The sequence below is a fragment of the Streptomyces fulvoviolaceus genome, assembly GCF_000718165.1.
GTDB lineage: Bacteria > Actinomycetota > Actinomycetes > Streptomycetales > Streptomycetaceae > Streptomyces > Streptomyces fulvoviolaceus.
In genome coordinates this window covers 96715-119516 of record NZ_JOEY01000011.1, presented here as the reverse complement: position 1 = coordinate 119516, position 22802 = coordinate 96715, and the positions used below count along the sequence as shown (strand labels likewise).

Genomic DNA, 22802 nt, shown 5'->3' with positions numbered 1-22802 from the left:
GGCTACTTTCCCGAGTCCTTGAGGCCCACGGAGACCAGGTCGATGCCGCCGCTGAACGAGGCGGACAGATAGGCGCCCGCGATGTTGGCGCCGGGGATGAGGAGGGCCTTCTCGTAGGCCAGGGGCACGACCGGGGCCTGGGCCATGATCTGCTTGTCCAGTGCGCCGTACGCCTTGTTGGCGGCGCCCACGTCCTTCATGGCCGCGATCTCGTCGATCCGCTTGTCGATGGCATCGTTGTCGAGCTGCGCCAGGTTGGTGTTCGCGGTCGGGGTGATCCGGCGGCCGTCGAACAGCGGCGGCAGGAAGGTCGAACCGGAGGCCCAGTCGGGGCACCAGCCGGTGATGGCGAGGTCGTGCTGCTTGGCCGTGGTGCCGATGACCTCGTAGTACGACGACGTGTCGATGGTGTTGATCTTCACCTTGATGTTCAGCGGCTTGAGGGCCTCCTGGATCGCGACCGCGAGCGCTGTGTTCTTGGCGTCCGGGCGGTTGTCCAGAGTGAGGGTGAACCCGCCCGACACTCCCGCCTCGGCGAGCAGCTTCTTCGCCTTGGCCACGCTGTGCGGGTAGAGGTCGTAGTCGGTGCGGCCGATCATGGTCGGCGGCTGGATCACGGTCGCCTTGGTGGCGAGCCGGGAGCCGCCGAGCGCGGCGACGATCGTGTCCTTGTCGACGGCGTACTCGATGGCCTTGCGCACCCTCAGATCGGAGAGGTACTTGCGGGTCGTGTTCATCCCCATGTACGTGGTGCAACCGCCGTACCCGGACAGCGTGCGGGCCTTCAACTGCGGCGTCTGGATCCGTGACAGGGTCGCCGGCTGAATGGTGCCGGCGTTGCCGGCGATGGCGTCGACGTCCGTGCCCTGCCCTGCGAGCATCCGCTCGTCGACGGTGGCGGCGTCGAGCCCGAAGGTCCACTCGAAGGCGTCCGGCTTCGCCGCGCGGATCTTGTCGGTCGACGCCTTCCACTCGGTGTTGCGGACCAGCTTGAGCGAGGTGCCGTGGTCGTAACTGGCCACCTTGTACGGGCCGGAGGCTATGGGCTTGGTGTCGAACACGTGCTTCGCGCCGGTCCCCTTCGGGAAGGGGGTGAAGTTGGGCATGGTCAGCGCGCTGGGGAAGTCGGGGAAGGACTTCGTCAGATGGAAGACTACGGTCTTGGCATCGGGAGTCTCGATCGAGTCGAGGTCACCGGACTGGTACGGCCCCTTGTAGTCGTCCGGTGCCTCGATGAGCTCCTTCGGGTACGGCGATCCGCCCATCTCGGGGTCCCAGGCACGCTCGATGCCGAACTTCACGGCCGCGCTGTCGATGGGCGTTCCGTCCTCGAAGGCCAGGCCGTCCTTGAGGTGGTACGTCCAGGTCTTCGCGTCGTCGGAGGAGGTGCCGAGATCGGTCGCCAGATCGGGGACGATCTTCGTGCTCTCGGCACCGGGCCCGGCGCCGACCGTGGTCAGTCCGCGGTAGATGAGCCGGTAGAAGTTGTTGACACCGCCGTCCCAACCGAGCCCGGGGTCCAGGTGGGAGAAGTCCGCACCGGCCAGGATGTGGACGGTGCCGCCGGTGGCCGGGGTCTTCGAGGATCCGGTGCCGTCGGTCGAGGCGTCGGTCCCGCCGGAACAGGACGTGAGCATCAGCGTGCTGAGCAGCGTGACGCCGGTGACAACCGTGGATCTCCGCATGGGGGCTCTCCTTGGGGCGAGGCGGGTCGTTGAACTCAGGGGGTACTCAAGGGGTGCGGTCACTGGGCCCTGACCCACACGCGCATGGCCCCGGGCCTGCGGTTGCCCCACAGGAAATAGGGCACGAGCGCCACGGGGACCGTCTCGGTCTCCTCGATGGCGGTGGGTTCGGTGGTCAACTCCGGGTAGAGCTCAGGCGATTGAGCGGGGCGCGCGTCCGCGGTCAGCTGGAGGACGACGGCGCCGGGCAGATCCTCCAGCGGCGAGGAGGCGACTGCGGCGGCGATGTGACCGGCCGTCAGGACGAGGTCGTCCACGGGGGCCGGTGAGTCCTGCTGCTCGACGCAGTAGACGAGCGGACCGCGGGCGACGCCGACCGCGCCGCGGGTCGCGTCGAGATGCGGGTGCGAGGCGTGTCCGCGCACCGGCATCGGCAGATGGAGCCGGACGCTGTCACCCTCGGACCAGTTCCGTTCGACGGTCAGCCAGCCGTCCTCGGCCGTGACCGGATCGCCGTCGAGGGTTGCGTCGCGCGCCCAGGTGGGGATCCTGAGTTTGATCGCGTACGGCCGCTCTGCCGGGGCCCGCTCGAAGGTGAGCCGCACGTCCCCGTCCCAGGGGTACGCGGTCTCGACGTTCACCGCTACGGCGTCCGTCTCGATCCGGCTCTCGGCGTACAGGGCGATGTACAGGGCGTCCGGGCGCTCGGCGGCCACGTGCTCATGGAGCTGCGCCATCCAGCGGACGATGTTCGGCGGACAGCAGGGACAGGTGAACCACGGCCGACGCAGCGGCTCTCCCCCGGACTCGGCCCCGCTGCGCTGCTCGTGGTCGGGGCGACGCTGGAGCGGGTTGTCGTAGAAGAAGCCGGTACCGTCGGCGGACAGACCGACCGCATAGGCGTTGAAGAGGACGCGCTCGAAGACGTCGAGGTACTTCGCGCCGCCGGTGGCCGTGAACATGCGCCAGGCCCACTGCATGGTGGCGATGGCGGCACAGGTCTCGCTGTACGCGCGCTCGGACGGCAGTTCGTAGCGGTCGCCGATGGCCTCGTCCGAGTGCCGGCTGCCGAGCCCGCCCGTGAAGTAGAGCTTGGTGGCGACCATGTCGTCCCAGAGCCGGTCGAGCGCCTCGAAGAGGGTCCGGTCGCCGGTCTCCAGGTGGACGTCGGCGGCTCCGGCGGCCAGGTAGGCCATGCGGACCGCGTGCCCGGTGACCGACGTCAGCTCACGGAAGGGCAGGTGGTCCTGGAAGTACTCGGGGGGAAAGATGCTGTGCTTCAGATGCCCGTGCCCGCGCCGGTCCACGAACAGGCCCGCCTGGGTGAGGTAGTCGGGGTTACCGGTCTCCCGGTACAGCTCGACCAGGGCCATCTCCACCTCGGGATGGCCACAGGTGCCCTCCTCACGCCCCTCACCGAAACGGCGTACCGTCAAGTCGGCGAATTTCACGGCCACTTCGAGGAGCCGGCCGTCACCCATCCGCCGGTTGGCCGCGACGGCGGCCTGGATCAGGTGGCCGAGGTTGTACAACTCGTGTCCCCAAGCCAGGTCCTCCCAGGGCTTCTTGGCCGCCGCCGGGTCCTGGAAGAACGAGTTCAGGTAACCGTCCTCGGCCTGCACCCGCTCAAGAAGACCGACCACCTCGTCGAAGAACTCCCGTACGCCGTCGTCCGCTTCGCCCGCACCGATCTCGTACGCCAGGCCTTCGAGCGTCTTGTACAGGTCGGTGTCGAGGAACGGATAACGCCCGCGATAGCCCGGGGGATCGTCTACGAGCAGTCGGCCGAGGTTGTCCACGTTGCCCGCAGCACGCAGTTGCCCGATGGTGTGCGGGACGGTCGACCGCCGGTTCCGGTCCTGCCAGTGCCCGAGCAGACCGCCGGTAATGCGCACGGTGGACAGCGGGATGACCTGCGCTGATGTCATGGGAACCCCAGTAGTATGTGCCATTGCACAGTGCAATAGCACTGCTGGCGTTGCGCCGACCGTAGGGCCTTGGTCGGGCGGACGGCAATGGGGGATTCACCGAATTAACGTGGGTCTTTGTGCAACGGCCGGATTCCGAGGGGTCAGGGGGGCGTCAGAGAAATGTGACATAGCGCCACGTGTGGGCCGCTTTCAGAACAACCCGCCACCGCAGCTGGACCTCCTCACTCCCCAGGAACTCCAGGCGGCCCCGGCGATAGGCGAGGGCCTCAGCAACGTGGAGGCCTCCGGTGCGCCCTTCCTGTCCCGCAAGACCGCGGAAGCCACCTCGCCCCGGGGCAAGCTCTACAAGATGCAGCTCCTCGGCCACGAGCTACGCGTGCTCCGTCAGCGCACCGACCTCGACGGCGGCGGATGACGCCGCTCTGCGGGATACGGAAGGGGATACGAAAAGGGCCCCCGCGGACTCTAGCCCGCGAAGACCCTTCGCACCGTCGGGACGACAGGATTTGAACCTGCGACCCCTTGACCCCCAGTCAAGTGCGCTACCAAGCTGCGCCACGTCCCGGTGACCGTCTGACCTGGGGTTTCCCCCGGCCGTACGTGCATGGAAACCATACCGCACTCGGGTCGGTGGTCGTGCATCCCTTTTATCCGGCTTGACCTCAGGTTTGGTTGAGGTTGCACGATCGTCCGCATGACGATCACCGAGGAACGCGGGCGTCTCCATGGGTACGAGGAGCTGCCCCGGCTCATGGGGCTGATGACGGGCGACGAGAAGCACGGGTCGGCGGCGACCTCCACGCTGGACGTGCTGTGGGTGCTGTACGACCGGGTGCTGCGGGTGGGGCCGGAGCGGATGGACGACCCTGGGCGGGACCGGTTCCTGCTGTCCAAGGGGCACGGGCCGATGGCGTACTACGCGGTGCTGGCCGCCAAGGGCTTCGTGCCCGTGGACTGGCTGCCGGGCTTCGGCTCGTACGACTCGCCGCTGGGCCACCACCCCGACCGCCTGCTGGTGCCGGGGGCCGAGATCGGCAGCGGGTCACTGGGGCACGGGCTGCCGATCGCGGTCGGTACGGCGCTGGGACTGCGCGCCCAGGGGCTCGATGACCCGCGGGTCTGGGTGCTGATCGGGGATGCCGAGCTGGACGAGGGCAGCAACCACGAGGCGATCGCTTTCGCCGGGCCCGCCGGGCTCGAGCAGCTGCACACCGTCGTCGTCGACAACTCCTCGGCCAGCCACTCCCGGCCCGGCGGGATCGCCGCCCGTTTCCAGGCCGCGGGCTGGTCCGCGGTGACGGTCGACGGCCGTGATCACGAGGCGCTGTACGCCGCCTTCACCGCGCCGCATCCGGGCCGACCGCACGTGGTCGTGGCGCGGGTCGAGCCGAAGTCCGCATAAGAGTCCTCCCGTACCTCCAGAAAGGTTCGAACCTCCATGGACACCATGCGTGACCGTTTCGTCCCGGTCCTCTCCCGGCTGCTCGACGAGGATCCGCGGGTCGCGATCGTCCTCGCCGAGATCGGCAACGTCGCCTTCGCCGAGACCCAGCGTCGGCATCCCGACCGGGTCGTCAACGTCGGCATCCGCGAGCAGCTCCTCGTCGGGGCGGCCGCGGGGCTGGCGCTGACCGGGCTGCGGCCCGTCGTCCACACGTTCGCCAGTTTCCTCGTCGAGCGGCCCTTCGAGCAGGTCAAGCTGGATCTCGGCCATCAGGGCGTGGGCGCGGTGCTGGTGAGTGCGGCCGCGTCCTTCGACTGGCCCGCCGGCGGGTACACGCACATGGCCCCGGGTGATGTAGCCCTCCTCGACACCCTGGACGGCTGGACCGTGCACGTTCCGGGGCATCCCGACGAGGCCGAGACGCTGCTGCGCCACGCGGTCGCCGCGGACGACGACAAGGTGTACGTACGGCTGTCCGTGCAGGCCAACCGGGAGGCGCTCCCGGTCGACGGGAAGGGGTTCCGCACCGTCCGCGAGGGGCGCTCCGGTGTGGTCGTGGCCGTCGGGCCGATGCTGGACGCCGTGCTCGCCGCCACGGAGGGCCTCGACGTGACAGTCCTGTACGCGACGACCGTGCGGCCCTTCGACACGGCCGCGCTGCGCCGGGCCACGGAGAGCGCGGGGACCGACGTCGTCCTTGTCGAGCCCTACCTCGCGGGCACCTCGACGGCGGCGGCGAACGACGCCCTCACCGACGTACCGCATCGGGTGCTGGGCCTGGGCGTGGGCCGGAGTGAGCTGCGGCGGTACGGGACCGTCGAGGAGCATGTCGCCGCGCACGGGCTCGACGCGCGGTCACTGCGGGAGCGGATCGGCGGGTTCGTCGCGAGCGGGGCGGCGGTGCACTCGTGACTCAGTCCGCCGTCGGCAGCCCCAACTCCGGGTAGACGTCGAGGAGTCGGGGCGGGGCCGCCTGGCGCCAGGAGTCGGCGAGGATGTCCCGCAGTTCGTCCTCGTCCTCGATCGCCGCGAGACGGGCCCGCACCCAGGCGAACTGGGCCTCGTGGTCGGCGATCCAGAACTTCCCCGGCTCGGCCAGCACCAGTTCGTCGCGCTCCTCCTTGGGACAGCGCACGGCGAGGGAGGTCTCCTCCTCGGGCAGCGTGGCGAACATCTTGCCCGCGACCCGGAACGTGGGCATGCTCCAGGCGATCTTCTCCGTCGTGTCCGGCAGGGACAGGGCGACACGGCGTACGTCTTCGGCGTCCGGCATGACAGGCACCGTAGCGGCTCGCACTGACAATCAGCTGGTGAGAGCGCCTGCCCTCATGCCTGCCCCACGTCTGCCCCCACTTGCTTGTAGTACAGCGTCGTCGGCCGCAGCACCCCGGCCGGATCCTCCGCGTAGTCGGGGATCACCCCCGCCCGGGTCCACCCGGCGGTGCTGTAGAGGTGCTCGGCGGGGCTGTCGGTCTCGGTGTCGAGGTGCAGGAGCGTGATGCCCGTCGCGGCGGCCGCCTCCTCCGCAGTGGCCAGGAGTCGGCGGCCGAGGCCGCGTCCACGGGCGTCGCGGTGCACCATCAGTTTGACCAGCTCGGCGCGGTGCCGACTGTTGGGCTTGTCGGGGAAGGCCAGGCTGACGGTGCCGACGATCCGTCCCCCGTCGTACGCCGCCCACACGGCGAGCCGCCTGGCGGCCGCACGCTCCTTCCACCAGGCGACGGCCGCCGCCCGGTCGAGCGGCGCGAGGAAACCGATGGAGGCGCCGCTGTCGACGGTGTCGACCAGCAGATCCGCCAACTCCTCCACACATGACGAGAGTTGAGACTCATCCAGGCGGGACAGGCGCGACACGATCACGGCAGCACCACCGCCAGCACGTACCGCACCGCGTCGGAACCCACGCACCGGAACCGCGTCGGCCCCCACACACGCAGCCGCAGACAGTCCCCGGCATCGAGCTGGTGCCCGACCTCCTGCGCCGTCACCTCAAGCACCCCCTCCAGCACCCAGATGTGCTGCTCCAGGCCGGGCACGGGCGGCCGGTCGTACGCGATGTCGGCGCCGGCCGCGAGCCGTCCCTCGACGAGTTCGCCGCGCAGCCCGGCGTGCGGCGGGGACACGGACCGCCGTACGAACCCGGAGGCCCGGTCCTCCCACACCGGTTGCTCGGCGGCCCGCACCAGCAGCGCAGGCTCGGCCTCGACCTCGCTGAGCAGCTGGGACATGGTCCGGCCGTACACACCGCACAGCCGGTTCAAGAGTGAGGCGGTGGGGCTGATCTCCGCCCGCTCGGCCCGGGACAGGGTGGAGCGGCTCACCCCGCTGCGCTCCGCCAACTCCCCCAGCGACCAACCGCGTTCGGCCCGCAGCTCGGCCAGGCGGGCACCGAGCCGGGTGTCGACCGGATCCGGTCCGGCCTCGACAACGCCCTGTTTCATATTCGGGATGTTATCCCGGATCAGAGACAGTCAGGACTGTGGCTCGCGTCACTCCCGCCCGCCGAACGCCGCCAGCGTCCGCTCCAGAGCCGGCAACGCCCGCACGACCCGCTTCGACCGGATCAGCAGGTCCCACGCGGGCTCGAACTTCTTCCAGCCGCCCGCGTAGGCGAGGTGCCGCAGCCGCTCGGGCCGGCCCGGCTGGGCCGCCGAGCCCCGCCAGATGTTCGACCAACGGTAGAAGTCTCGGTACGCCCGCCAGTACCCCTCCTCCAGCTGACGCGGCGTCATACCCTTGGGCCGGTAGACGACATGGCGGGTGTCGTAGAGATCCCAGTCGCGGTGGACGATCCGGTCCTCGGACTCCAGTTGCTTCCACAGCCCCGTCGACGGATACGGCGTCATGATGTGGAAGGTCGCCGTCTCGATGCCCTGCTCGACCGCCCAGGCGACGGTGCGGTCGAAGACGTCGGGACCGTCCTGGTCCAGCCCGAAGACGAAACTGGCGTTGACCATGACCCCGGTGTCGTGGAGCCGCCGTACCGCGGCCCCGTAGTCGGTGCCGATGTTCTGGTTCTTGCGGCGCTCGGCGAGGTTCGCGTCGTTGACGGTCTCGAAACCGACGAACAGGCTGCGCAGCCCCGCCTCCACCGCTCGCTCCAACAGGTCCGGTTTCAGTACGGAGTTGACGGTGCCCGCCGCCTGCCACAGACGGCCCATTCCCTTCATGCCGTCGAACAGGGCTTCCGCGAAACGCCGGTTGCCCAGCAGATGGTCGTCCAGGAAGTAGAGGTGACGGCCGGGCAGCCGGTCGATCTCCGCCAGAGCGTCGTCCACGGCCTGCGTGTAGAAGGACTTGCCGCCCTCGAAGAAGGCGTCCTTGTAGCAGAAGTCGCAGTGGTGCGGGCAACCCCGGGACACCACGATCGAGTTGGGGACGAGATACAGGTGACGCTTGATCAGGTCCCGTCGTATCGGCGGCAGTCCGGCCAGTGTGCGCCGGTCCGAGTCGTAGCGGCGGGCGGGGACGCCGTCGCGGAAGTCCTTCAGGAACAGTGGCCAGGTGTCCTCGCCGGGGCCGGTGAAGACCGTGTCGGCGTGGGCCGCCGCCTCGTCGGGGAGCGAGGTGACGTGCAGGCCGCCCATGGCGACGTGGACACCGCGGGCGCGGAAGTGGTCGGCGATCTCGTAGCTGCGCCGGGCGGAGGTGATGTACGGCTGGACGACCAGCAGGTCCGGGGTGTCCAGCGATTCCAGGTCGATCCGCTCGACGTGCTCGTCGTACAGGGTGACCTCGTCGTCGGGGTCGAGGTAGCCCGCGAGGGTCGCGAGGCCGAGGGGCGGGAACAGCGAGTACTTGATGGGCCGGAACAGCGGGCTCGTCGCCTCGGTCAGGGCCGGGAGGATCATCGTCACACGCATGACAGCCCAGACAGCTTTCGGCCGGTGGCCGGTTCCCGACCGCCGAGCCAGGAGCCGGGCTACGGCTGGGACGCCTCCCCCAGCGCGTCCAGCACCGGGCGGATCAACGGGTGCTCCTCGGCGCCCCGCCGTACGGCCGCGAACACCCGCCGCGTGGGCGCGACCCCGTCCACGGGCCGTACGACCACACCGGTGAGGTCCATGCCGATCAGCGCCGAGCGCGGTACGAGCGCGACGCCCGCGTCGGCCGAGGCCAGGGCGACGACCGCGCGGAAGTCGTCCGAGGAGTGTTCGAGGCGGGGCTGGAAGCCGGCGTTCTCGCAGGCGAGGACCACCACGTCGTGGCAGGGGTTGCCCGGGTAGGGACCGATCCACGGATCCTTGGCCAGGTCCGCCAACGGCACCTCGCTCGCGCCGGCCAGCCGATGGCTCACCGGGACGACCGCGTCGAAGGGCTCGGCATACAGCGGGACATGGGTCAGCCGGGGGTCGTCGGCGGGCGGAGCCCCGCGGTACTCGACGGCGACCGCGACGTCGACCAGCCGGTCCAGCACCATCGGCAGACTGGCGTCGCCCTCGGCGTCCTGGACGCGGATCCTGATCCCCGGGGCGGTGCCGGCGAGCCGGGCCACCGCGGGCGCCACGACCAGCGCGATGCCGGTCGCGAAGGAGGCGACGGTGACCGTCCCCGCCGCGCCCGAGCTGTACGCCGCCAGCTCGGCCTCCGCCCGCTCCAGCTGGGCGAGGACGGCGTTGGTGTGGCCGAGCAGGATCTCGCCGGCCGGAGTCAGTCGTACGCCCTTCGCACTGCGCTCGACCAGCCGGTGCCCCGTCTCCTGCTCCAGCGCCGTGAGCTGCTGGGAGACCGCGGAGGGCGTGAGATACAGCGCGGCGGCAGCCGCCGTCACCGTGCGGTGGTCGGCCACCGCACGGAGGATGTGGAGCCGCCGCGCTTCGATCATGAGATCGATTGTCTCAAATGCCCCCGTGTGCTCCGGCTCATGCCTCCAGTTCCGCCCGCGCCGCCACGAAAGCGTCCACCGCGCGGTTCACGTCCTCCGTGGAGTGCGCGGCCGAGAGCTGGACGCGGATGCGGGCCTGGCCCTGCGGCACCACCGGGTAGGAGAAGCCGATCACGTACACGCCCCGCTCCAGCAGCAGCTCCGCGAGGCGGCCCGCCTTGGATGCGTCGCCGATCATCACGGGCGCGATGGCATGGTCGCCGGGGAGGACGTCGAAGCCCTGCTCGGTCATGCGGCGGCGGAAGAGCGCGGTGTTCTCGCGGAGCCGGACGCGCAGGTCGTCCGCCGACTCCAGGAGGTCGAGCACCTTCAGGGAGGCCGCGGCGATCACCGGGGCGAGCGTGTTCGAGAAGAGGTACGGCCGGGAGCGCTGGCGCAGCAGGGCGACGATCTCGGCGCGAGCGGCCACGTAGCCACCGGACGCACCGCCCAGCGCCTTGCCCAGCGTGCCGGTGACGATGTCGACGCGGTCCATGACGCCGTGCAGCTCGGGGGTGCCGCGGCCGCCGGGGCCGACGAAGCCGACGGCGTGCGAGTCGTCGACCATGACCATGGCGTCGTAGCGGTCGGCGAGGTCGCAGATCTCGCGGAGCGGGGCCACATAGCCGTCCATGGAGAAGACGCCGTCGGTGACGATCAGCTTCCGTCGCGCACCCTCAGCTTCCTTCAACTGCCGTTCCAGATCGGCCAGATCACGGTTGGCGTACCGGAACCGGCGGGCCTTGGACAGCCGGATGCCGTCGATGATCGACGCGTGGTTCAGGGCGTCGGAGATCACCGCGTCCTCCGGGCCCAGCAGCGTCTCGAAGACACCGCCGTTGGCGTCGAAGCAGGAGGAGTACAGGATCGTGTCCTCCTGGCCGAGGAAGGCCGACAGCCGCGCCTCCAGCTCCTTGTGCACCTCCTGGGTGCCGCAGATGAAGCGGACCGACGCCATGCCGTAGCCCCAGCGGTCGAGGGCCTCGTGGGCGGCGGCGACGACCTCGGGGTGGTCGGCGAGGCCGAGGTAGTTGTTGGCGCAGAAGTTGAGGACCTCGCCGGGGCGGCCGCCCGCCGTGACGGCGACGGTCGCGGACTGCGGGGTGCCGATGACGCGCTCCGGCTTGTGCAGACCGGCGGCGCGGATCTCGTCGAGGGTGGCGCGCAGGTCATCGCGCACGGAGTCGAACATGACAGAAGCTCCTGAAGCTGTAAGGGAGTTAAGCAGTCCAGTCGAGGATGACCTTGCCGCCGCGGCCGCTCGCCGCGTCGGCGAACGCGGCCTCGAAGTCGCGGTAGCCGTACCGGCCGGTGATCACGGGGGCGAGGTCGAGGCCACCCTCCAGGAGGACCGACATCGCGTACCAGGTCTCGAACATCTCCCGGCCGTAGATGCCCTTGATGGTGATCATCGAGGTGACGATCCGGGCCCAGTCGACCGGGAACTCCTGGGACGGCAGGCCGAGCATCGCGATCCGGCCGCCGTGCGTCATGTTGGCGATCATGTCGCGCATGGCCTCGGGGCGGCCGGACATCTCCAGGCCGATGTCGAAGCCCTCACGCAGCCCCAACTCCCGCTGCCCGTCGGCTATCTGATGCTCCGACACATTCAGTGCCAGGCTCACGCCGATCTTGCGCGCCAGCTCCAGCCGTTCCTCGCTGACGTCGGTGACGACGACGTTCCGGGCGCCCGCGTGCCGGGCCACAGCGGCGGCCATCAGGCCGATCGGGCCGGCGCCGGTGATCAGCACGTCCTCGCCGACCAGAGGGAAGGAGAGGGCAGTGTGCACGGCGTTGCCGAACGGGTCGAAGATCGCGGCGATGTCGAGGTCGACCGGGACGCGGTGCACCCACACATTGGCGGCGGGCAGGGCGACGTATTCCGCGAAGGCCCCGTCCCGTCCGACGCCCAGCCCGACCGTGGCCCGGCACAGGTGCCGCCGCCCGGCCAGGCAGTTGCGGCACCTGCCGCACACCAGGTGGCCCTCGCCGCTGACCCGGTCGCCGACCGCGATGTCGGTGACGTCCCGGCCGGTCCCGACGACCTCGCCGACGAACTCGTGCCCGAGCACGAGCGGGGTGCGGATGGCCTGCTGCGCCCAGCCGTCCCAGGACCGGATGTGCAGGTCGGTGCCGCAGATGCCGGTGCGCAGCACCTTGATCAGTGCGTCGCCGGGGCCGACGGCCGGCTCCGGGACGTCCGCGAGCCACAGCCCCGGCTCCGCCTTCTCCTTGACCAGCGCCTTCAACGCAACGGCTCCTGTGGGTGAGATCCCGGACGCGAGCATGCCGAAGGAGCCCGCGGCCGGGGAGAGGGGTGGAAACGCGTAGCAATCTGCCGTACGGCACCGCCCCCGGTCCATCGAGGTTTTCTTAAGCCGCGCCGCAGCTGCGCTTCACACCTGCCTGCTTCGCACCTGCCCGCGCTTCACACCTGCCCGCGCTCGAAGTACGCGGCCAGCTCCGGATCCAGCGGCGGCACCTCGCATACGACGCCCCCGTCCCGCAGCGACCGCGTCGCCCCGTACCCCGCCGCGACCGCCATCCGCGCGGCCACCGGCGAGGTGTCGGTGCGCCCTCCCTCCCGTACGAACCGCAGGAACTCGTCGACGATCAGCGGATCCGCACCCCCGTGCTCGGTGTCCTCCGCCACCTCCGGCACCGGGTACTCCGCGTCGGCCCGCTCCCGGTGGGCCGAGCGCCGCGAGTTCCACACCCGCACCACTCCCCCGGGCCCGTCCCCGAAGTTCTCCAGGCGGCCCGCGTCACCGATGACGGTGTAGTTGCGCCAGTAGTCGGGGGTGAAATGGCACTGCTGGTAGGCGGCCAACACCCCGTTGTCCAGGCGCAGATTGACCAACGACACGTCCTCGACGTCGATCACCGGGTTGAGCGCCCGCTGGGTGTGCGGCGGCCAATGGCCGTCCTCCGAGTACCAGTCGGCGGCCTTCGGCTCGCCGGGTGCCCGGCGGTGCGGGTTGTCGCCGTAGACCATGAGGTCGCCGAACGCCTGCACCTGCCGCGCGTATCCGCCGGCCAGCCAGTGCAGTACGTCGATGTCGTGGGCGCCCTTCTGCAGCAACAGGCCCGTGGTGTACCGGCGTTCGGCGTGCCAGTCCTTGAAGTACCAGTCGCCGCCGTAGCCGACGAAGTGGCGGATCCAGACCGTTTTCACCGTGCCGATGTCGCCGCGCTCGATGATGTCGCGCATCAGCCGGATCACCGGCATGTGGCGCATGTTGTGGCCGACGTAGAGGCGGGTGCCGGTCTCGCGCGCGGTGCGCAGGATGCGGTCGCAGCGCTCGACGGTGATGTCGAGGGGCTTCTCGACGAAGACGGGCTTGCCCGCCCGGAGGGCCTCGCAGGCGAGGTCGGCATGGGTGTGGTCGGGGGTGAGGACGAGGACGGCGTCGACGTCCGGAGCCTCGGTCACCTCGCGGTGGTCGTCGACCGTGCGCACGCCGGGGATGCCGGTGGCGGCGCGGTCCCGGCGTACCGGATCCGGGTCGGCGACGACGGTCACGCGCGCGCCCCGCCCTGGACGGTGGGCCGTGACGGCGAGCGAGCCGCGCAGTCCGAAACCGAGGGCACCGAGACGCAGGTCGGCCATGGTGTGTGCCTTTCCGTTGGAGTCGTCTGGAGTCGCCTGGAGTCGTCGACGGGAGGGTGCTCGTGCGCGAGGCGGCGACGACGGCGCGCCCGACCGGTCAGCCCGGGAGTGCGTACGGATCGTCGGCCGGCAGCCAGGCGTCCGGGGCGTGGATGCCGAGGTCGCAGACGCCGCCGCAGAGGGCGTCGACGATGGCGTGGACTCCGGCGCGCTCCTCGTTCCCGCGCCATACCAGGGACCAGGTCCAGTGGACCTTCGGCGCGACGACCTGGCGGCGCACCAGGTCGGACGGCAGTGGGGTGGTCTGCCCCTTGGGGCAGTTGACGATGGGACGGCGACTGCGGCGGACGTGGTCGAAGAAGGCGGGGCCGGTGACGCCGCCGTCGGCGATCTGCACGGCGCGGGCCCCGGTGGTACTCGCCAGCTCCTCGGCGTACACGTTCCAGGACGCCCAGGAGATGACGTCGTCGTCGATGAGGACGTCGGTGTCCCGGGCCGCCACGTCACTGGTGTCAGCACCCTTGGCGACGGCGTAGAGCCGATCGGCGCCGATGAGCCGGGCCTTCAGCCCGAGCCGCTTCAGGTCCTCGGTCCGCACCCAGCACACGGCGAGGGCCAGACTGCCGTCGGCGACCCGGGCGGCCTGCGTGTGGGAGGGCGCGACCCAGGCGTCGATGTGCACCTGCGCCACCGCGGCCGTACGCGAACTCAGGTCCGGGGGAAGCCAGTTGACGTGGCCGAGCCGCAGCGACTCCGAGCCCGAGAGCCGGCCGGCACGGCGCCGGAGGTCGTCGGCCCGGTTCAGCAGGGCGCGGGTGTGCGGGAGCAGCGCGGCGCCGGCCGGAGTGAGGGAGACCGAGCGGCGGTCACGGTCGAAGAGCCGTACGCCCAGGTCGCGTTCGAGCGCCTTGATCTGCTGGGAGAGCGAGGGACCCGCGATCAGGAGTCGCTCGGCGGCCCGGCCGAAGTTCAGCTCCTCGGCGACCGCGACGAAGTACCGCAACTGGCGCAGCTCCACCTCGGTGATGTTACGCGCGCTGGGAGGCTGCGCCTATCAACAGCGAGGAAGCCGGTCGTGGCAGCCGAGCCGGTGACGGGCCCACGATGAGAACACCGCAGCAGGCGCCCGAACGGAGAAGAGCCATGCGAGAGTTCCTGGTCGAGATCACCACCACGGTCCCCGGGGGCACGAGCCAGGACGAGGTCGACCGGCGGCGCGTCGCCGAGGAGGAACTCCACAAGAGGGCGCTCGGCACGCTCCCGCTGCACCCGTGTCCGCCCCTCGCCGACACCCCTCTCGCGTCCCACCCCGACCACCCGGCCCGGGTCGACGCCACCCGATGACCACTCCGTCCCCCTGGACCCATGTCACCCAGGCCGCCGCGGCGCTCGCGGCGGGCATGGGAGTCGGCCGCTTCGTCTACACCCCGATCCTGCCCCTGATGCACACCCAGGCGGGACTGTCCGCCGGCGCCGGGGCGAACCTGGCGACCGCCAACTACGTCGGCTATCTCGTCGGCGCGCTCGCGGGCATCCTCGCCCCCGCGCTGGTCCGTTCGCGGGCCGTCCTGCGCGGCTCCCTGATCGTGCTGGCCGGGACACTCGCCGCGATGCCCGCCACCCACAGCACGGCGGTGTGGGCCGTACTGCGGCTGACGGCCGGGACGGCGAGCGCGCTGATCTTCGTCGTCGCGGCCGGCTCCCTCCTGCACCATCTGCGGGAACACCCGCCGCATCTGTCCGGCTGGGCCTTCGGCGGGGTGGGGGCCGGCATCGCGCTGTCCGGCCTGCTGGTTCTCGTCCTGCGGTCCGTCTCCGACTGGCGGACCGCCTGGTGGGCCTCGGCGGCCCTCGCCACGGTTCTGACCGCCGCCGCGTGGAACCTACGGCCGGAGGATCCGGCGTCCACCCTGATGCCCGGCAGCACGGCCAAGGCCCGCACGCACCGCTGGTTCAGCGCCCTGTTCATCGCCTACACCCTGGAAGGCGTCGGCTACATCGTCGCCGGAACCTTCCTGGTCGCGGCCATCGGACAGGGCTCTCCCGGCTGGGTCGGCAGCGGCGCCTGGGTGCTCGTGGGGCTGGCCGCCGTACCGTCCGCGGCGCTGTGGGCCCGGCTCGGGCGCCGCCGGCCCCGCACCGACCTGCTGCTCGCCGCGCTGCTGGTCCAGGCGGTCGGCATCGCCCTGCCCGCGCTGGTCGGCGGGGTGGCGACGGCGCTCGTCTCCGCGGTGCTGTTCGGCGCCACCTTCCTCGGTATCAGCACCCTCGCGCTGGCCACCGGAGCCCAGCTGCGATTCCCCCGCTCGGTCGCCCTGCTGACCGCCGGGTACTCGGTCGGCCAGATCATCGGCCCGCTGGTCGTCGCCCCGCTGCTGCGCCACGGCTACCAGCAGGCGCTGCTCCTGGCCGCCCTCGTGGTGCTCGCGGCGGCCGTGGCCGCGGGGGTCCTGCGGATCGGATTCCCGCACCACATGGTCGTAGTGCGACCCACGGCTCCCGGAAGGCGGCGAGAATCGACCGAGGACGCAGGGGCCCGGGATCCGCTCGCCCCGCACTCGGCCGACTGATGTGGAGCCGCTCATGACCACCGCACGGGACCTCTCGATCGTCGCCCTGGACGTGGCGTCCGACCGCCCGGTGGAGCAGGGCGATCTGTCGCTCGCGCTCGCGGGCGCCGAGGTGCTCGACCTCATCGCGGCCGGGGCGCTCACTCTCGACGGCGACCGCATCACCCCCGGCACGCAGTCGTCCACGGGCGACCGCCTGCTGGACGAGGCCGCCGCCTCGCTCGTACGGCAGGAGCCGTTCGAGTCGGTCGAGGACTGGGTGTGGCGCCGGGGCCGCGGACTGTCCTCGGCCTACGTCGCCGACCTGGAGCGGGACGGTCTGACGGCTCGCGCGCGGGGCCGCGTCATTCCGCTTTGGACCGGGCAGACGGTCCTCGTCGACTCACCGGACCGGCACCGCGCCGGGGAACGCCGGGCATCGGGCGAGCCGGTCCTCGCCGCCCTGGCGGCCGCCGCCGGGATCGACGACGCGGCGGCCGAGGACCGCCAGGAACTCACCGATGACGCGGTCACGACCGTGCTGGCCGCCGTCGGCGACGCGGTGATGGAACTGGAGGCCGTACGACAGCGCAAGTCGATCGAGGACGCCGCGTTCGACAACGTCTGGCGGGGCTTCTAGGCGGCGGCCAAGGTCAGCGGTCGCCGGGCAGGGCAAGGCAGTTGTCCCACGGGGGGCTCATCCGCTGTGTGCAGCCCGACACGCTGCCGCATCCCTCCCGGACGGCGCGGTGACCGGCCTTTCCTCGAACACTGACCGACCTTTCCTCGAACATCGGCACCCCGACCGCCCTGCAGATCTCGGCCACGCCCAGCGCAGACTAGCCGCCCCCCTCGATCAGGGACCGCGCCGCTCCGCCCTCAGAGCGGAAGCTCGGATCGGAAGCTCGGATCGGAAGCTCAGATCGGGAGCCCGTCGGCCTCCCGTCGCTCCAGGCGGACGACCAGTTCCGCCGCCGACGACTTGATGGTCTCCAGGCCGGCCCTCCCCCAGGGCCGCGGCTCCACGTCGACGACGCACACCGTGCCGAGCACCATCCCCGTCCCGTCGATGAGCGGTGCGCCGAGATAGGAACGGATGCCGAACTCGTCGACGACCGGGTTGCCCGCGAACCGTGGGTAGTCGCACACGTCCTCCAGGACCAGCGCCTTGCGGCGGACGACCACATGGGGGCAGAACCCATGGTCGCGTGCCAGGTGCCGGCCCAGTTCCGGCTTGGTGCCGTCCGCCTTCACGACGGGCGGCCCCGTCTCCGGGACATGCAGGCCCGCGAAGAACTGCCGGTTCTCGTCGATGAAGTTGACCATGGCGTACGGCGCCCCGGTGCACTCGGCGAGGCGGTCCGCGTAGGCGTCGAGGACGGGGTCCGGGTGTTCGCCCAGGCCGAGTTGGCTCAGGCGCCGGGTCCGGGCCGGGGCCTCCTTGTCCTCGGGCGTGAGCAGCAGACGACCGGCCGGGCGCGGCGGGTCGTAGCTCATGGGCGGGTCCCGTCGCTGTGGACGTGGGTCATATGCGGCTCCGTGGCGGTGTGTGCGGGGGTCACATGTGGGCGCTGGGCGCGGTGGCCGGCGTGTGGGCGATGAGGTGCCGTACGAGGGTGAGCAGGGTCTGGACGCCGGAACTGGAGATCCTGGCGTCGCAGCGCACGACGGGGACCTCCGGGGCCAGGTCGATGGCGGCACGGACCTCCTCGGGGTCATAGCGGAACCCGCCGTCGAACTCGTTGATCGCGACGATGAAACCGAGGCCGCGTTGTTCGAAGAAGTCGACGGCCGCGAAGCAGTCCTCCAGGCGCCGGGTGTCGGCGAGGATCACCGCCCCGAGCGCTCCCTCCGAGAGCTCGTCCCACATGAACCAGAACCGTTCCTGTCCGGGCGTACCGAACAGGTACAGGACATGTTCCGGATCGAGGGTGATGCGGCCGAAGTCCATGGCCACCGTCGTCTCGACCTTGTTCTCGATCCCTTCGAGGCTGTCGGTCGCGGCGCTGACCGTGGTGAGCAGTTCCTCCGTGCTGAGCGGGGCGATCTCGCTGACCGCGCCCACGAAGGTCGTCTTGCCTACTCCGAACCCGCCCGCCACAAGGATCTTGAGTGCGGTGGGGAAGGGGTCAGAGCTGTCGTCGTAGTCCATCGAGCACTGCCTCCAGAAGGGCCCGGTCAGTCGGGTTGTGGGTGAACTCGGGGGGCTTGGTGGTCAGCGCCCCGCAGTCGACGAGGTCGGCCAGCAACACCTTGCTGACCACCGCCGGCAGCTTCAGATGGGCGGCGACCTCGGCGACCGAGACGGGCGCGCGGCACAGGTCGAGCGCCTGCGCGTGCTCGGGGCCGAGATAGCCGAGGGGGGTGGCTCCGGTGGCCATCACGTGCGACAGGAGGTCGAGCGCGATGGTCGGGCGGGTACGGCCGTTACTGACCGTGAAAGGGCGCACCAGCCGTCCCGCCGCGTCGTCGAGCCAGGGCCCGTCGCCGGCCGCCGCCACGCTCAAGGCCTCATCGCCGAGGGTTCGACGGCGTGCTGCCGGGGTGCGGTCACCAGGTAGGGGCGGACGCTCTTGACGAGCATCGCCATCTCGTAGCCGAGCACCGCCGCGTCGGCCTCGCGGCCGGCGAGCACGGCGAGACAGGTGCCCGAGCCCGCGGTGGTCACGAACAGCAGGGTCGAGTCGAGTTCGACGACGACCTGGCGGACGTCTCCGCCGTCGCCGAAGCGGACGCCGGCGCTGCGACCGAGGGAGTAGAGGCCGGAGGCCAGGGCGGCCATGTGGTCGGCGCTGTCCGCGTCGAGCCCGTGGACCGACTTCACGAGGCCGTCGCAGGACAGGAGGACCGCGCTGCTGGTGTGCGGCACGCGCTGCACGAGGCCGCTCATCAGCCAGTCGAGATCGGATACATGGCCGGTCGGCGCTTCGCTCGCCATGGTGGATCGACTCCTTGAGGTACGAAGGTCTACGGGAGCGCTGGGGGTGGGGGTGGACGCGGGGGTGGTCATCCGGCCGGTGCGCTCCCGTCGTGCCGAGTGGTGCGGTCGAGGTCCAGTTCGAGGTCGAGACCGGGGGCGTGCGCGGGGTGCGGCTCGGTTATGCGGGACCGGTTCATGGGGGTGACGTCCACCGATGTGACGTCTATGGGTGTTGCGTCCATGGGTGTTACGTCCATGGCGGCGGGTGTGGTGGTGGTTGCCGCACCTGTGGGTGCCGACCCCATGTCCGCGGAGTCCAGGTCTGCGGAGTCCAGGTACGCCGACGCGGTGGGCGTGGTCGGTTCGCCGTGCGTCGACTCCAGGTGCTGCTGGGCCTCGGCGAGGCCGACGCCCCGCTGGAAGGCCGCCATCAGGCCGGGGTCGTGACCGGCCGGGTGTTCGCCGTCCGCGCGCGGCGCGGGACCGTCGCGCAGCTGGGGCGCGATGTGCTCCTGGGCGCGGCGCCGGGGCAGTTGGGGTTTGCCCATGGTGCCGCGCACGGTGCCGGCGCGGGGGGTGGTCGGGGCGGCCACGTTCTCCGCGACCAGCGGACGGTGGTCGGGCCTGATACCGGGGACGGCTTCGGCGGGGTTGGGCCGCTCCTCACGGGTGCCGCGTACCGGCAACGGGGTCGGCCCGCTGCCGTTCGGCGCGCTGCCGTTCGACACCGGTGCCGCGCTCCGCACGGTCTCGCCGTGCGGCACCCGCGCGGTGTCCCGCTGGTGGCTCGACTGCCCCGATTCCTGTGGGTACGGCGCGGGCGCGGCCCGGTGCCGCGGCTCGTGCCCCGGCCGCATCGGCGCCGGCATCGGAACCTGTACCGGTGCCTGCGGCGGCGCGGACAGCCCCGCCGTCCCCGTGCCGTCGTGCGCCCCGGGAACACCCGGAACCGCCCCCAGCAGCGCCTGCGGCACGACGAGCACCGCCTGCACTCCGCCGTAGATGTTGGTCTGCAGCCGGACGTGGATGCCGTGCCGTTTGGCGAGCTGCGAGACCACGAACAGGCCGATGCGGCCGTCCGCCAGCAGGCTGGCCACGTTGACCTGGTCGGGGTCGGCCAGCAGGGCGTTCATCCGTTGCTGTTCGGCGACGGGCATGCCGAGTCCGCGGTCCTCGACCTCGACCGCGAGCCCGGAGGTGACGAGGTTGGCGCGCATCAGGACCTGGGTGTGCGGGGCGGAGAACACCGTGGCGTTCTCGACGAGTTCGGCCAGCAGGTGGATGACGTCGGCGACGGCGTGGCCGCGCAGGGTGCCGTCGATGGGCGGGACGAGCTTGACCCGCGAGTACTGCTCGACCTCGGCGATGGCGGAGCGCAGCACCTCGGTCATGTCGACCGGGTTGCTCCACTGCCGGCGGGAGACGGCGCCGCCGAGCACGGCGAGGTTCTCGGCGTGGCGGCGGATGCGGGTGGCGAGGTGGTCGACGTGGAAGAGGCCCTTGAGCAGGTCGGGGTCCTCGATCTCGTTCTCCAGCTCGTCGAGGATGGAGATCTCGCGGTGCACCAGCGACTGCAGGCGCCGGGCGAGGTTGACGAAGACCTCCAGCTTCTGTTCGCTGCCCGCCTGGCTGGAGAGCTGCGCGGCCTGGACGACGGCGGTGACGGCCCGGTCATGGGCCCGGGACAGGTCGGCGGCGAGCAGTTCGAAGTCGTCGGCGTCGCCGGGGGGACTGCTGCGCGGCTTGCGCGGGGGCGGGCCCTCGCCGCGCCGGAGCGACTCGACGAGGGCCCGCAGATCGGCTTCGCCGCGCGCGCTGCTGCGCCGCAGGGTGCCGATGCGGTCGCTCACGGACTTGGCGGCGCGGTCGGCGGCCACGGCGGCGACCGCGATGCCCACGAGCGCGACCGAGACCGCCCCGGCCAGCACACCCCACAGCGTGAGACTCGGCCGTGCCCCGGTGGCGCGGACGGTGAACAGGACGGCGGCGCAGCCGCTGAGGGCGACCGCGATCGGCGGGAGCACGGCCAGGCGCAGGAGCTGCGGCCGTATGTGCGTCTCCGGCAGCGAGGGAACGGGGCGGGCGACCGGCCGCCCGTGCCGCCCGCCCTCACGGCGGTCTGCGCGTGCGGCCGGTGCACGGAGGTGAGACATCGGTGTCCTTGTACTGGTCCGTCGGGCCTGGTGGCTCGCGCGTGGTGCGCGACTCGGGCATGCGCCATCGCGGTGTCGGTCGAGAGAGCCGAAAAAATCGGCTCTACGTCGCCCGGCGGACACTCACAGTAGTCGGCAACGCATCATGTGCGGTGGGCAGTTGACAAAGTCCCACGGCGAGCGTCCCGCTCTGGTATGAGCGCTCGTACGACAGACCGATAACCCTTCGCCGCACTCCATATCGAAGCGCAAGGAAGCGATCAGGCCTGGTCGGAAGCGGTCATGAACAGACGGCGCGGGCCGGAGAGTCGTATGACTCCCCGGCCCGCGCCGGTTCCCTCGGACTGATCGAGAAGGTGGCCCGGGACGACGGCGGAAGCCCGCGCCCGCACCAGCGGGACGGTTACCCACCGTCCCGCTCCGCAGCTCGCTACTCGGCCACCAGCACCTGCTCCGGCCCCGACGCCACCGGCGGCCACGCGTCCCACTGCCCGCCCGGCGGCCGGCTCACCTCGCGCCACCACGGCACCACTTGCGGCGTACGGGCCGGTTCGAAGGGCTCACCCGGACGGGGTGCCGCCATGGTCGCCCCAGCCTTGTGGGTCGCCCACATGGTCCGCTCCCCCGGTTCCGCCCACGGGTGCGGTGCCAGGTTGAACGTGGCCCAGTGGATGGGCAGCAGCACGCCCTCGGTGGCGTCACCGCCCTGCAGGTCCAGGTGCGCCTGCACGGCCTCGTCCGGCGTCATGTGGATGTCCGGCCAGAAGTCGGAGTAGGCGCCGAGCTGGATCATCGTGGCGTCGAAGGGGCCGTGCTCGGCGCCGATGTCCTTGAAGCCCTCGAAGTACCCGGTGTCGCCGCTGTGGTAGATCCGGTGCTCGTCGCCGGCGACGGCCCAGGAGGCCCAGAGCGTGTGCTGGGTGTTGCGCAGGCCGCGGCCGCAGAAGTGGCGGGCCGGGGTGGCGGTCAGGGTGAGCCCGGCGACCTTCGTCGACTCGTGCCAGTCCAGCTCGCGCAGCCGGTCGGCGGACACGCCCCAGTGCTCGAGGTGGGCGCCGACGCCGAGCGGGACGGCGAACACGGTGTCCGTGCCGGCCAGCGCCTTGATCGTGGGCATGTCCAGGTGGTCGTAATGGTCGTGCGAGATGACGATCACGTCGACCGGGCCGAGCGCTGCCAGCGGCAGGGGCACCGGGTGCAGCCGCTTGGGCCCGGCGAAGGCGAAGGGGGAGCAGCGCTCGCCCCAGACGGGGTCGAAGAGCACCCGGTGCCCGTCGATCTCCGCGAGCACGCTGGAGTGCCCCATCCAGGTCAGCCGCAGCCCGGTGGCGGGCGGCTTGGCGATGTCGGCGAGGGTGGTGGCGTGCACCGGGATCGTGCCGTTCGGGGCCCGGCGGGTCCGCTCGTCCTTGTCGAAGTACGACTTCGCGAAGTGGAGCGCGGCCCCGGAGGGGCGGGGGGTTCCGGGGGGATTCTGGAAGACCCCGTCCCTGAAGTGGGGCGATCTGCGGATGCGCGCCATGCGCTCACCGCTCGGGTCCGCGCCGAAGGCCGCGGGCTGCAGCGCGCGGAGCCCGGAGCTCAGGGGACGGAAGCCGGTCACGGTACCTCCAGGTGGAGTCGGTGAGACATTCCATTATGGTCGG

23 protein-coding genes and 1 tRNA gene are annotated in these 22802 nt (G+C 71.2%); 6 read left to right on the top strand and 18 right to left on the bottom strand.

Annotated elements, in window-relative coordinates:
- Positions 1-2: 2 nt before the first annotated feature.
- A complete protein-coding gene (locus IG08_RS0113715; RefSeq protein ID WP_030600589.1) occupies positions 3-1685 on the bottom strand; it encodes an ABC transporter substrate-binding protein in 1683 nt (560 codons plus the stop codon).
- A gap of 59 nt (positions 1686-1744) precedes the next feature.
- Positions 1745-3613 (bottom strand): glycoside hydrolase family 127 protein, encoded by a 1869-nt coding sequence (locus tag IG08_RS0113710; protein WP_199820863.1) that lies wholly within the window; start codon positions 3611-3613, stop codon positions 1745-1747.
- A 181-nt stretch (positions 3614-3794) separates the two neighbouring features.
- On the opposite strand from IG08_RS0113710, the gene IG08_RS0113705 reads away from it, so the two are divergent.
- Positions 3795-4031, top strand: a complete 237-nt coding sequence (locus tag IG08_RS0113705) for a hypothetical protein (RefSeq protein ID WP_030600586.1) — start codon at positions 3795-3797, stop codon at positions 4029-4031.
- A gap of 76 nt (positions 4032-4107) precedes the next feature.
- On the opposite strand, the gene IG08_RS0113700 is transcribed toward IG08_RS0113705, so the two are convergent.
- A tRNA-Pro gene (locus IG08_RS0113700) sits at positions 4108-4181 on the bottom strand.
- A gap of 129 nt (positions 4182-4310) precedes the next feature.
- On the opposite strand from IG08_RS0113700, the gene IG08_RS0113695 reads away from it, so the two are divergent.
- Positions 4311-5018, top strand: coding sequence for a thiamine pyrophosphate-dependent enzyme (locus IG08_RS0113695; RefSeq protein WP_030600585.1), 708 nt, complete (start codon positions 4311-4313; stop codon positions 5016-5018).
- Between the two features lie 36 nt (positions 5019-5054).
- Positions 5055-5972, top strand: a complete 918-nt coding sequence (locus tag IG08_RS0113690; RefSeq protein WP_030600584.1) for a transketolase family protein — start codon at positions 5055-5057, stop codon at positions 5970-5972.
- A 1-nt stretch (position 5973) separates the two neighbouring features.
- Here the strand turns inward: IG08_RS0113690 and IG08_RS0113685 are convergent, their stop codons facing one another.
- The 9 genes from IG08_RS0113685 to IG08_RS0113645 form a co-directional block, all read right to left on the bottom strand.
- The gene (locus tag IG08_RS0113685; RefSeq protein WP_030600583.1) at positions 5974-6333 is read right to left on the bottom strand and encodes an MmcQ/YjbR family DNA-binding protein; all 360 of its coding nucleotides are present in this window, start codon (positions 6331-6333) and stop codon (positions 5974-5976) included.
- Positions 6334-6386: 53 nt separating this feature from the next.
- Positions 6387-6869, bottom strand: a complete 483-nt coding sequence (locus IG08_RS0113680; RefSeq protein ID WP_234342870.1) for a GNAT family N-acetyltransferase — start codon at positions 6867-6869, stop codon at positions 6387-6389.
- Positions 6870-6916: 47 nt separating this feature from the next.
- On the bottom strand, positions 6917-7501 hold the full coding sequence (locus IG08_RS0113675; protein WP_030600580.1) for a helix-turn-helix domain-containing protein: 585 nt from the start codon (positions 7499-7501) through the stop codon (positions 6917-6919).
- A gap of 48 nt (positions 7502-7549) precedes the next feature.
- Positions 7550-8923, bottom strand: coding sequence for a B12-binding domain-containing radical SAM protein (locus IG08_RS0113670; protein WP_030600578.1), 1374 nt, complete (start codon positions 8921-8923; stop codon positions 7550-7552).
- 59 nt (positions 8924-8982) lie between these two features.
- Positions 8983-9885 (bottom strand): LysR family transcriptional regulator, encoded by a 903-nt coding sequence (locus tag IG08_RS0113665; RefSeq protein ID WP_030600576.1) that lies wholly within the window; start codon positions 9883-9885, stop codon positions 8983-8985.
- Between the two features lie 37 nt (positions 9886-9922).
- Positions 9923-11116, bottom strand: a complete 1194-nt coding sequence (locus tag IG08_RS0113660) for a glycine C-acetyltransferase (RefSeq protein ID WP_030600574.1) — start codon at positions 11114-11116, stop codon at positions 9923-9925.
- A gap of 28 nt (positions 11117-11144) precedes the next feature.
- Positions 11145-12173, bottom strand: a complete 1029-nt coding sequence (gene tdh / locus IG08_RS0113655) for an L-threonine 3-dehydrogenase (RefSeq protein ID WP_030600572.1) — start codon at positions 12171-12173, stop codon at positions 11145-11147.
- Positions 12174-12352: 179 nt separating this feature from the next.
- Positions 12353-13534 carry a Gfo/Idh/MocA family protein gene (locus tag IG08_RS0113650; protein WP_030600569.1) on the bottom strand — a complete coding sequence of 394 codons (1182 nt, stop codon included), beginning with the start codon at positions 13532-13534 and terminating at the stop codon, positions 12353-12355.
- Between the two features lie 97 nt (positions 13535-13631).
- Positions 13632-14561, bottom strand: coding sequence for a LysR family transcriptional regulator (locus IG08_RS0113645; protein ID WP_106980927.1), 930 nt, complete (start codon positions 14559-14561; stop codon positions 13632-13634).
- Between the two features lie 116 nt (positions 14562-14677).
- Between IG08_RS0113645 and IG08_RS0113640 the strand changes: the two genes are divergently transcribed.
- The 3 genes from IG08_RS0113640 to IG08_RS0113630 are packed head-to-tail and all read left to right on the top strand — an operon-like array spanning position 14678 to position 16723.
- Complete coding sequence (locus tag IG08_RS0113640) at positions 14678-14878, top strand: hypothetical protein (protein WP_030600565.1); 201 nt, start codon at positions 14678-14680, stop codon at positions 14876-14878.
- The gene (locus IG08_RS0113635) at positions 14875-16104 is read left to right on the top strand and encodes a YbfB/YjiJ family MFS transporter (protein ID WP_030600563.1); all 1230 of its coding nucleotides are present in this window, start codon (positions 14875-14877) and stop codon (positions 16102-16104) included. Before IG08_RS0113640 ends, IG08_RS0113635 begins: the two co-directional genes overlap by 4 nt.
- 13 nt (positions 16105-16117) lie before the next feature.
- Positions 16118-16723: a GOLPH3/VPS74 family protein gene (locus IG08_RS0113630; protein ID WP_030600561.1), complete on the top strand. Its 606-nt coding sequence runs from the start codon at positions 16118-16120 to the stop codon at positions 16721-16723.
- 278 nt (positions 16724-17001) lie between these two features.
- Here the strand turns inward: IG08_RS0113630 and IG08_RS0113625 are convergent, their stop codons facing one another.
- The 6 genes from IG08_RS0113625 to IG08_RS0113600 all read right to left on the bottom strand — a co-directional run bounded on the left by IG08_RS0113625 (position 17002) and on the right by IG08_RS0113600 (position 22759).
- The gene (locus IG08_RS0113625; protein WP_030600559.1) at positions 17002-17580 is read right to left on the bottom strand and encodes a GAF domain-containing protein; all 579 of its coding nucleotides are present in this window, start codon (positions 17578-17580) and stop codon (positions 17002-17004) included.
- A gap of 61 nt (positions 17581-17641) precedes the next feature.
- Positions 17642-18235, bottom strand: coding sequence for a GTP-binding protein (locus IG08_RS0113620; RefSeq protein WP_030600557.1), 594 nt, complete (start codon positions 18233-18235; stop codon positions 17642-17644).
- The gene (locus tag IG08_RS0113615) at positions 18213-18584 is read right to left on the bottom strand and encodes a DUF742 domain-containing protein (RefSeq protein WP_030600555.1); all 372 of its coding nucleotides are present in this window, start codon (positions 18582-18584) and stop codon (positions 18213-18215) included. Before IG08_RS0113615 ends, IG08_RS0113620 begins: the two co-directional genes overlap by 23 nt.
- A gap of 2 nt (positions 18585-18586) precedes the next feature.
- Entirely contained in the window at positions 18587-19021 is a 435-nt protein-coding gene (locus tag IG08_RS0113610) for a roadblock/LC7 domain-containing protein (protein ID WP_030600553.1), read from the bottom strand.
- Between the two features lie 68 nt (positions 19022-19089).
- Complete coding sequence (locus IG08_RS0113605) at positions 19090-21156, bottom strand: sensor histidine kinase (RefSeq protein WP_030600551.1); 2067 nt, start codon at positions 21154-21156, stop codon at positions 19090-19092.
- A 430-nt stretch (positions 21157-21586) separates the two neighbouring features.
- On the bottom strand, positions 21587-22759 hold the full coding sequence (locus tag IG08_RS0113600) for an MBL fold metallo-hydrolase (protein WP_030600549.1): 1173 nt from the start codon (positions 22757-22759) through the stop codon (positions 21587-21589).
- Positions 22760-22802 lie beyond the last annotated feature (43 nt).

Excerpts from the sequence above, each read along its gene's own strand:
- IG08_RS0113710 (WP_199820863.1), bottom strand. The coding sequence starts at position 3,613 with ATGACATCAGCGCAGGTCATCCCGCTGTCCACCGTGCGCATTACCGGC.
- IG08_RS0113675 (WP_030600580.1), bottom strand. The coding sequence starts at position 7,501 with ATGAAACAGGGCGTTGTCGAGGCCGGACCGGATCCGGTCGACACCCGG.
- IG08_RS0113695 (WP_030600585.1), top strand. The coding sequence starts at position 4,311 with ATGACGATCACCGAGGAACGCGGGCGTCTCCATGGGTACGAGGAGCTG.
- IG08_RS0113670 (WP_030600578.1), bottom strand. The coding sequence starts at position 8,923 with ATGCGTGTGACGATGATCCTCCCGGCCCTGACCGAGGCGACGAGCCCG.
- IG08_RS0113635 (WP_030600563.1), top strand. The coding sequence starts at position 14,875 with ATGACCACTCCGTCCCCCTGGACCCATGTCACCCAGGCCGCCGCGGCG.
- IG08_RS0113640 (WP_030600565.1), top strand. The coding sequence starts at position 14,678 with ATGCGAGAGTTCCTGGTCGAGATCACCACCACGGTCCCCGGGGGCACG.
- IG08_RS0113630 (WP_030600561.1), top strand. The coding sequence starts at position 16,118 with ATGACCACCGCACGGGACCTCTCGATCGTCGCCCTGGACGTGGCGTCC.
- IG08_RS0113620 (WP_030600557.1), bottom strand. The coding sequence starts at position 18,235 with ATGGACTACGACGACAGCTCTGACCCCTTCCCCACCGCACTCAAGATC.
- IG08_RS0113605 (WP_030600551.1), bottom strand. The coding sequence starts at position 21,156 with ATGTCTCACCTCCGTGCACCGGCCGCACGCGCAGACCGCCGTGAGGGC.
- IG08_RS0113685 (WP_030600583.1), bottom strand. The coding sequence starts at position 6,333 with ATGCCGGACGCCGAAGACGTACGCCGTGTCGCCCTGTCCCTGCCGGAC.
- IG08_RS0113715 (WP_030600589.1), bottom strand. The coding sequence starts at position 1,685 with ATGCGGAGATCCACGGTTGTCACCGGCGTCACGCTGCTCAGCACGCTG.
- IG08_RS0113650 (WP_030600569.1), bottom strand. The coding sequence starts at position 13,534 with ATGGCCGACCTGCGTCTCGGTGCCCTCGGTTTCGGACTGCGCGGCTCG.
- IG08_RS0113625 (WP_030600559.1), bottom strand. The coding sequence starts at position 17,580 with ATGAGCTACGACCCGCCGCGCCCGGCCGGTCGTCTGCTGCTCACGCCC.
- IG08_RS0113660 (WP_030600574.1), bottom strand. The coding sequence starts at position 11,116 with ATGTTCGACTCCGTGCGCGATGACCTGCGCGCCACCCTCGACGAGATC.
- IG08_RS0113665 (WP_030600576.1), bottom strand. The coding sequence starts at position 9,885 with ATGATCGAAGCGCGGCGGCTCCACATCCTCCGTGCGGTGGCCGACCAC.
- IG08_RS0113690 (WP_030600584.1), top strand. The coding sequence starts at position 5,055 with ATGGACACCATGCGTGACCGTTTCGTCCCGGTCCTCTCCCGGCTGCTC.
- IG08_RS0113610 (WP_030600553.1), bottom strand. The coding sequence starts at position 19,021 with ATGGCGAGCGAAGCGCCGACCGGCCATGTATCCGATCTCGACTGGCTG.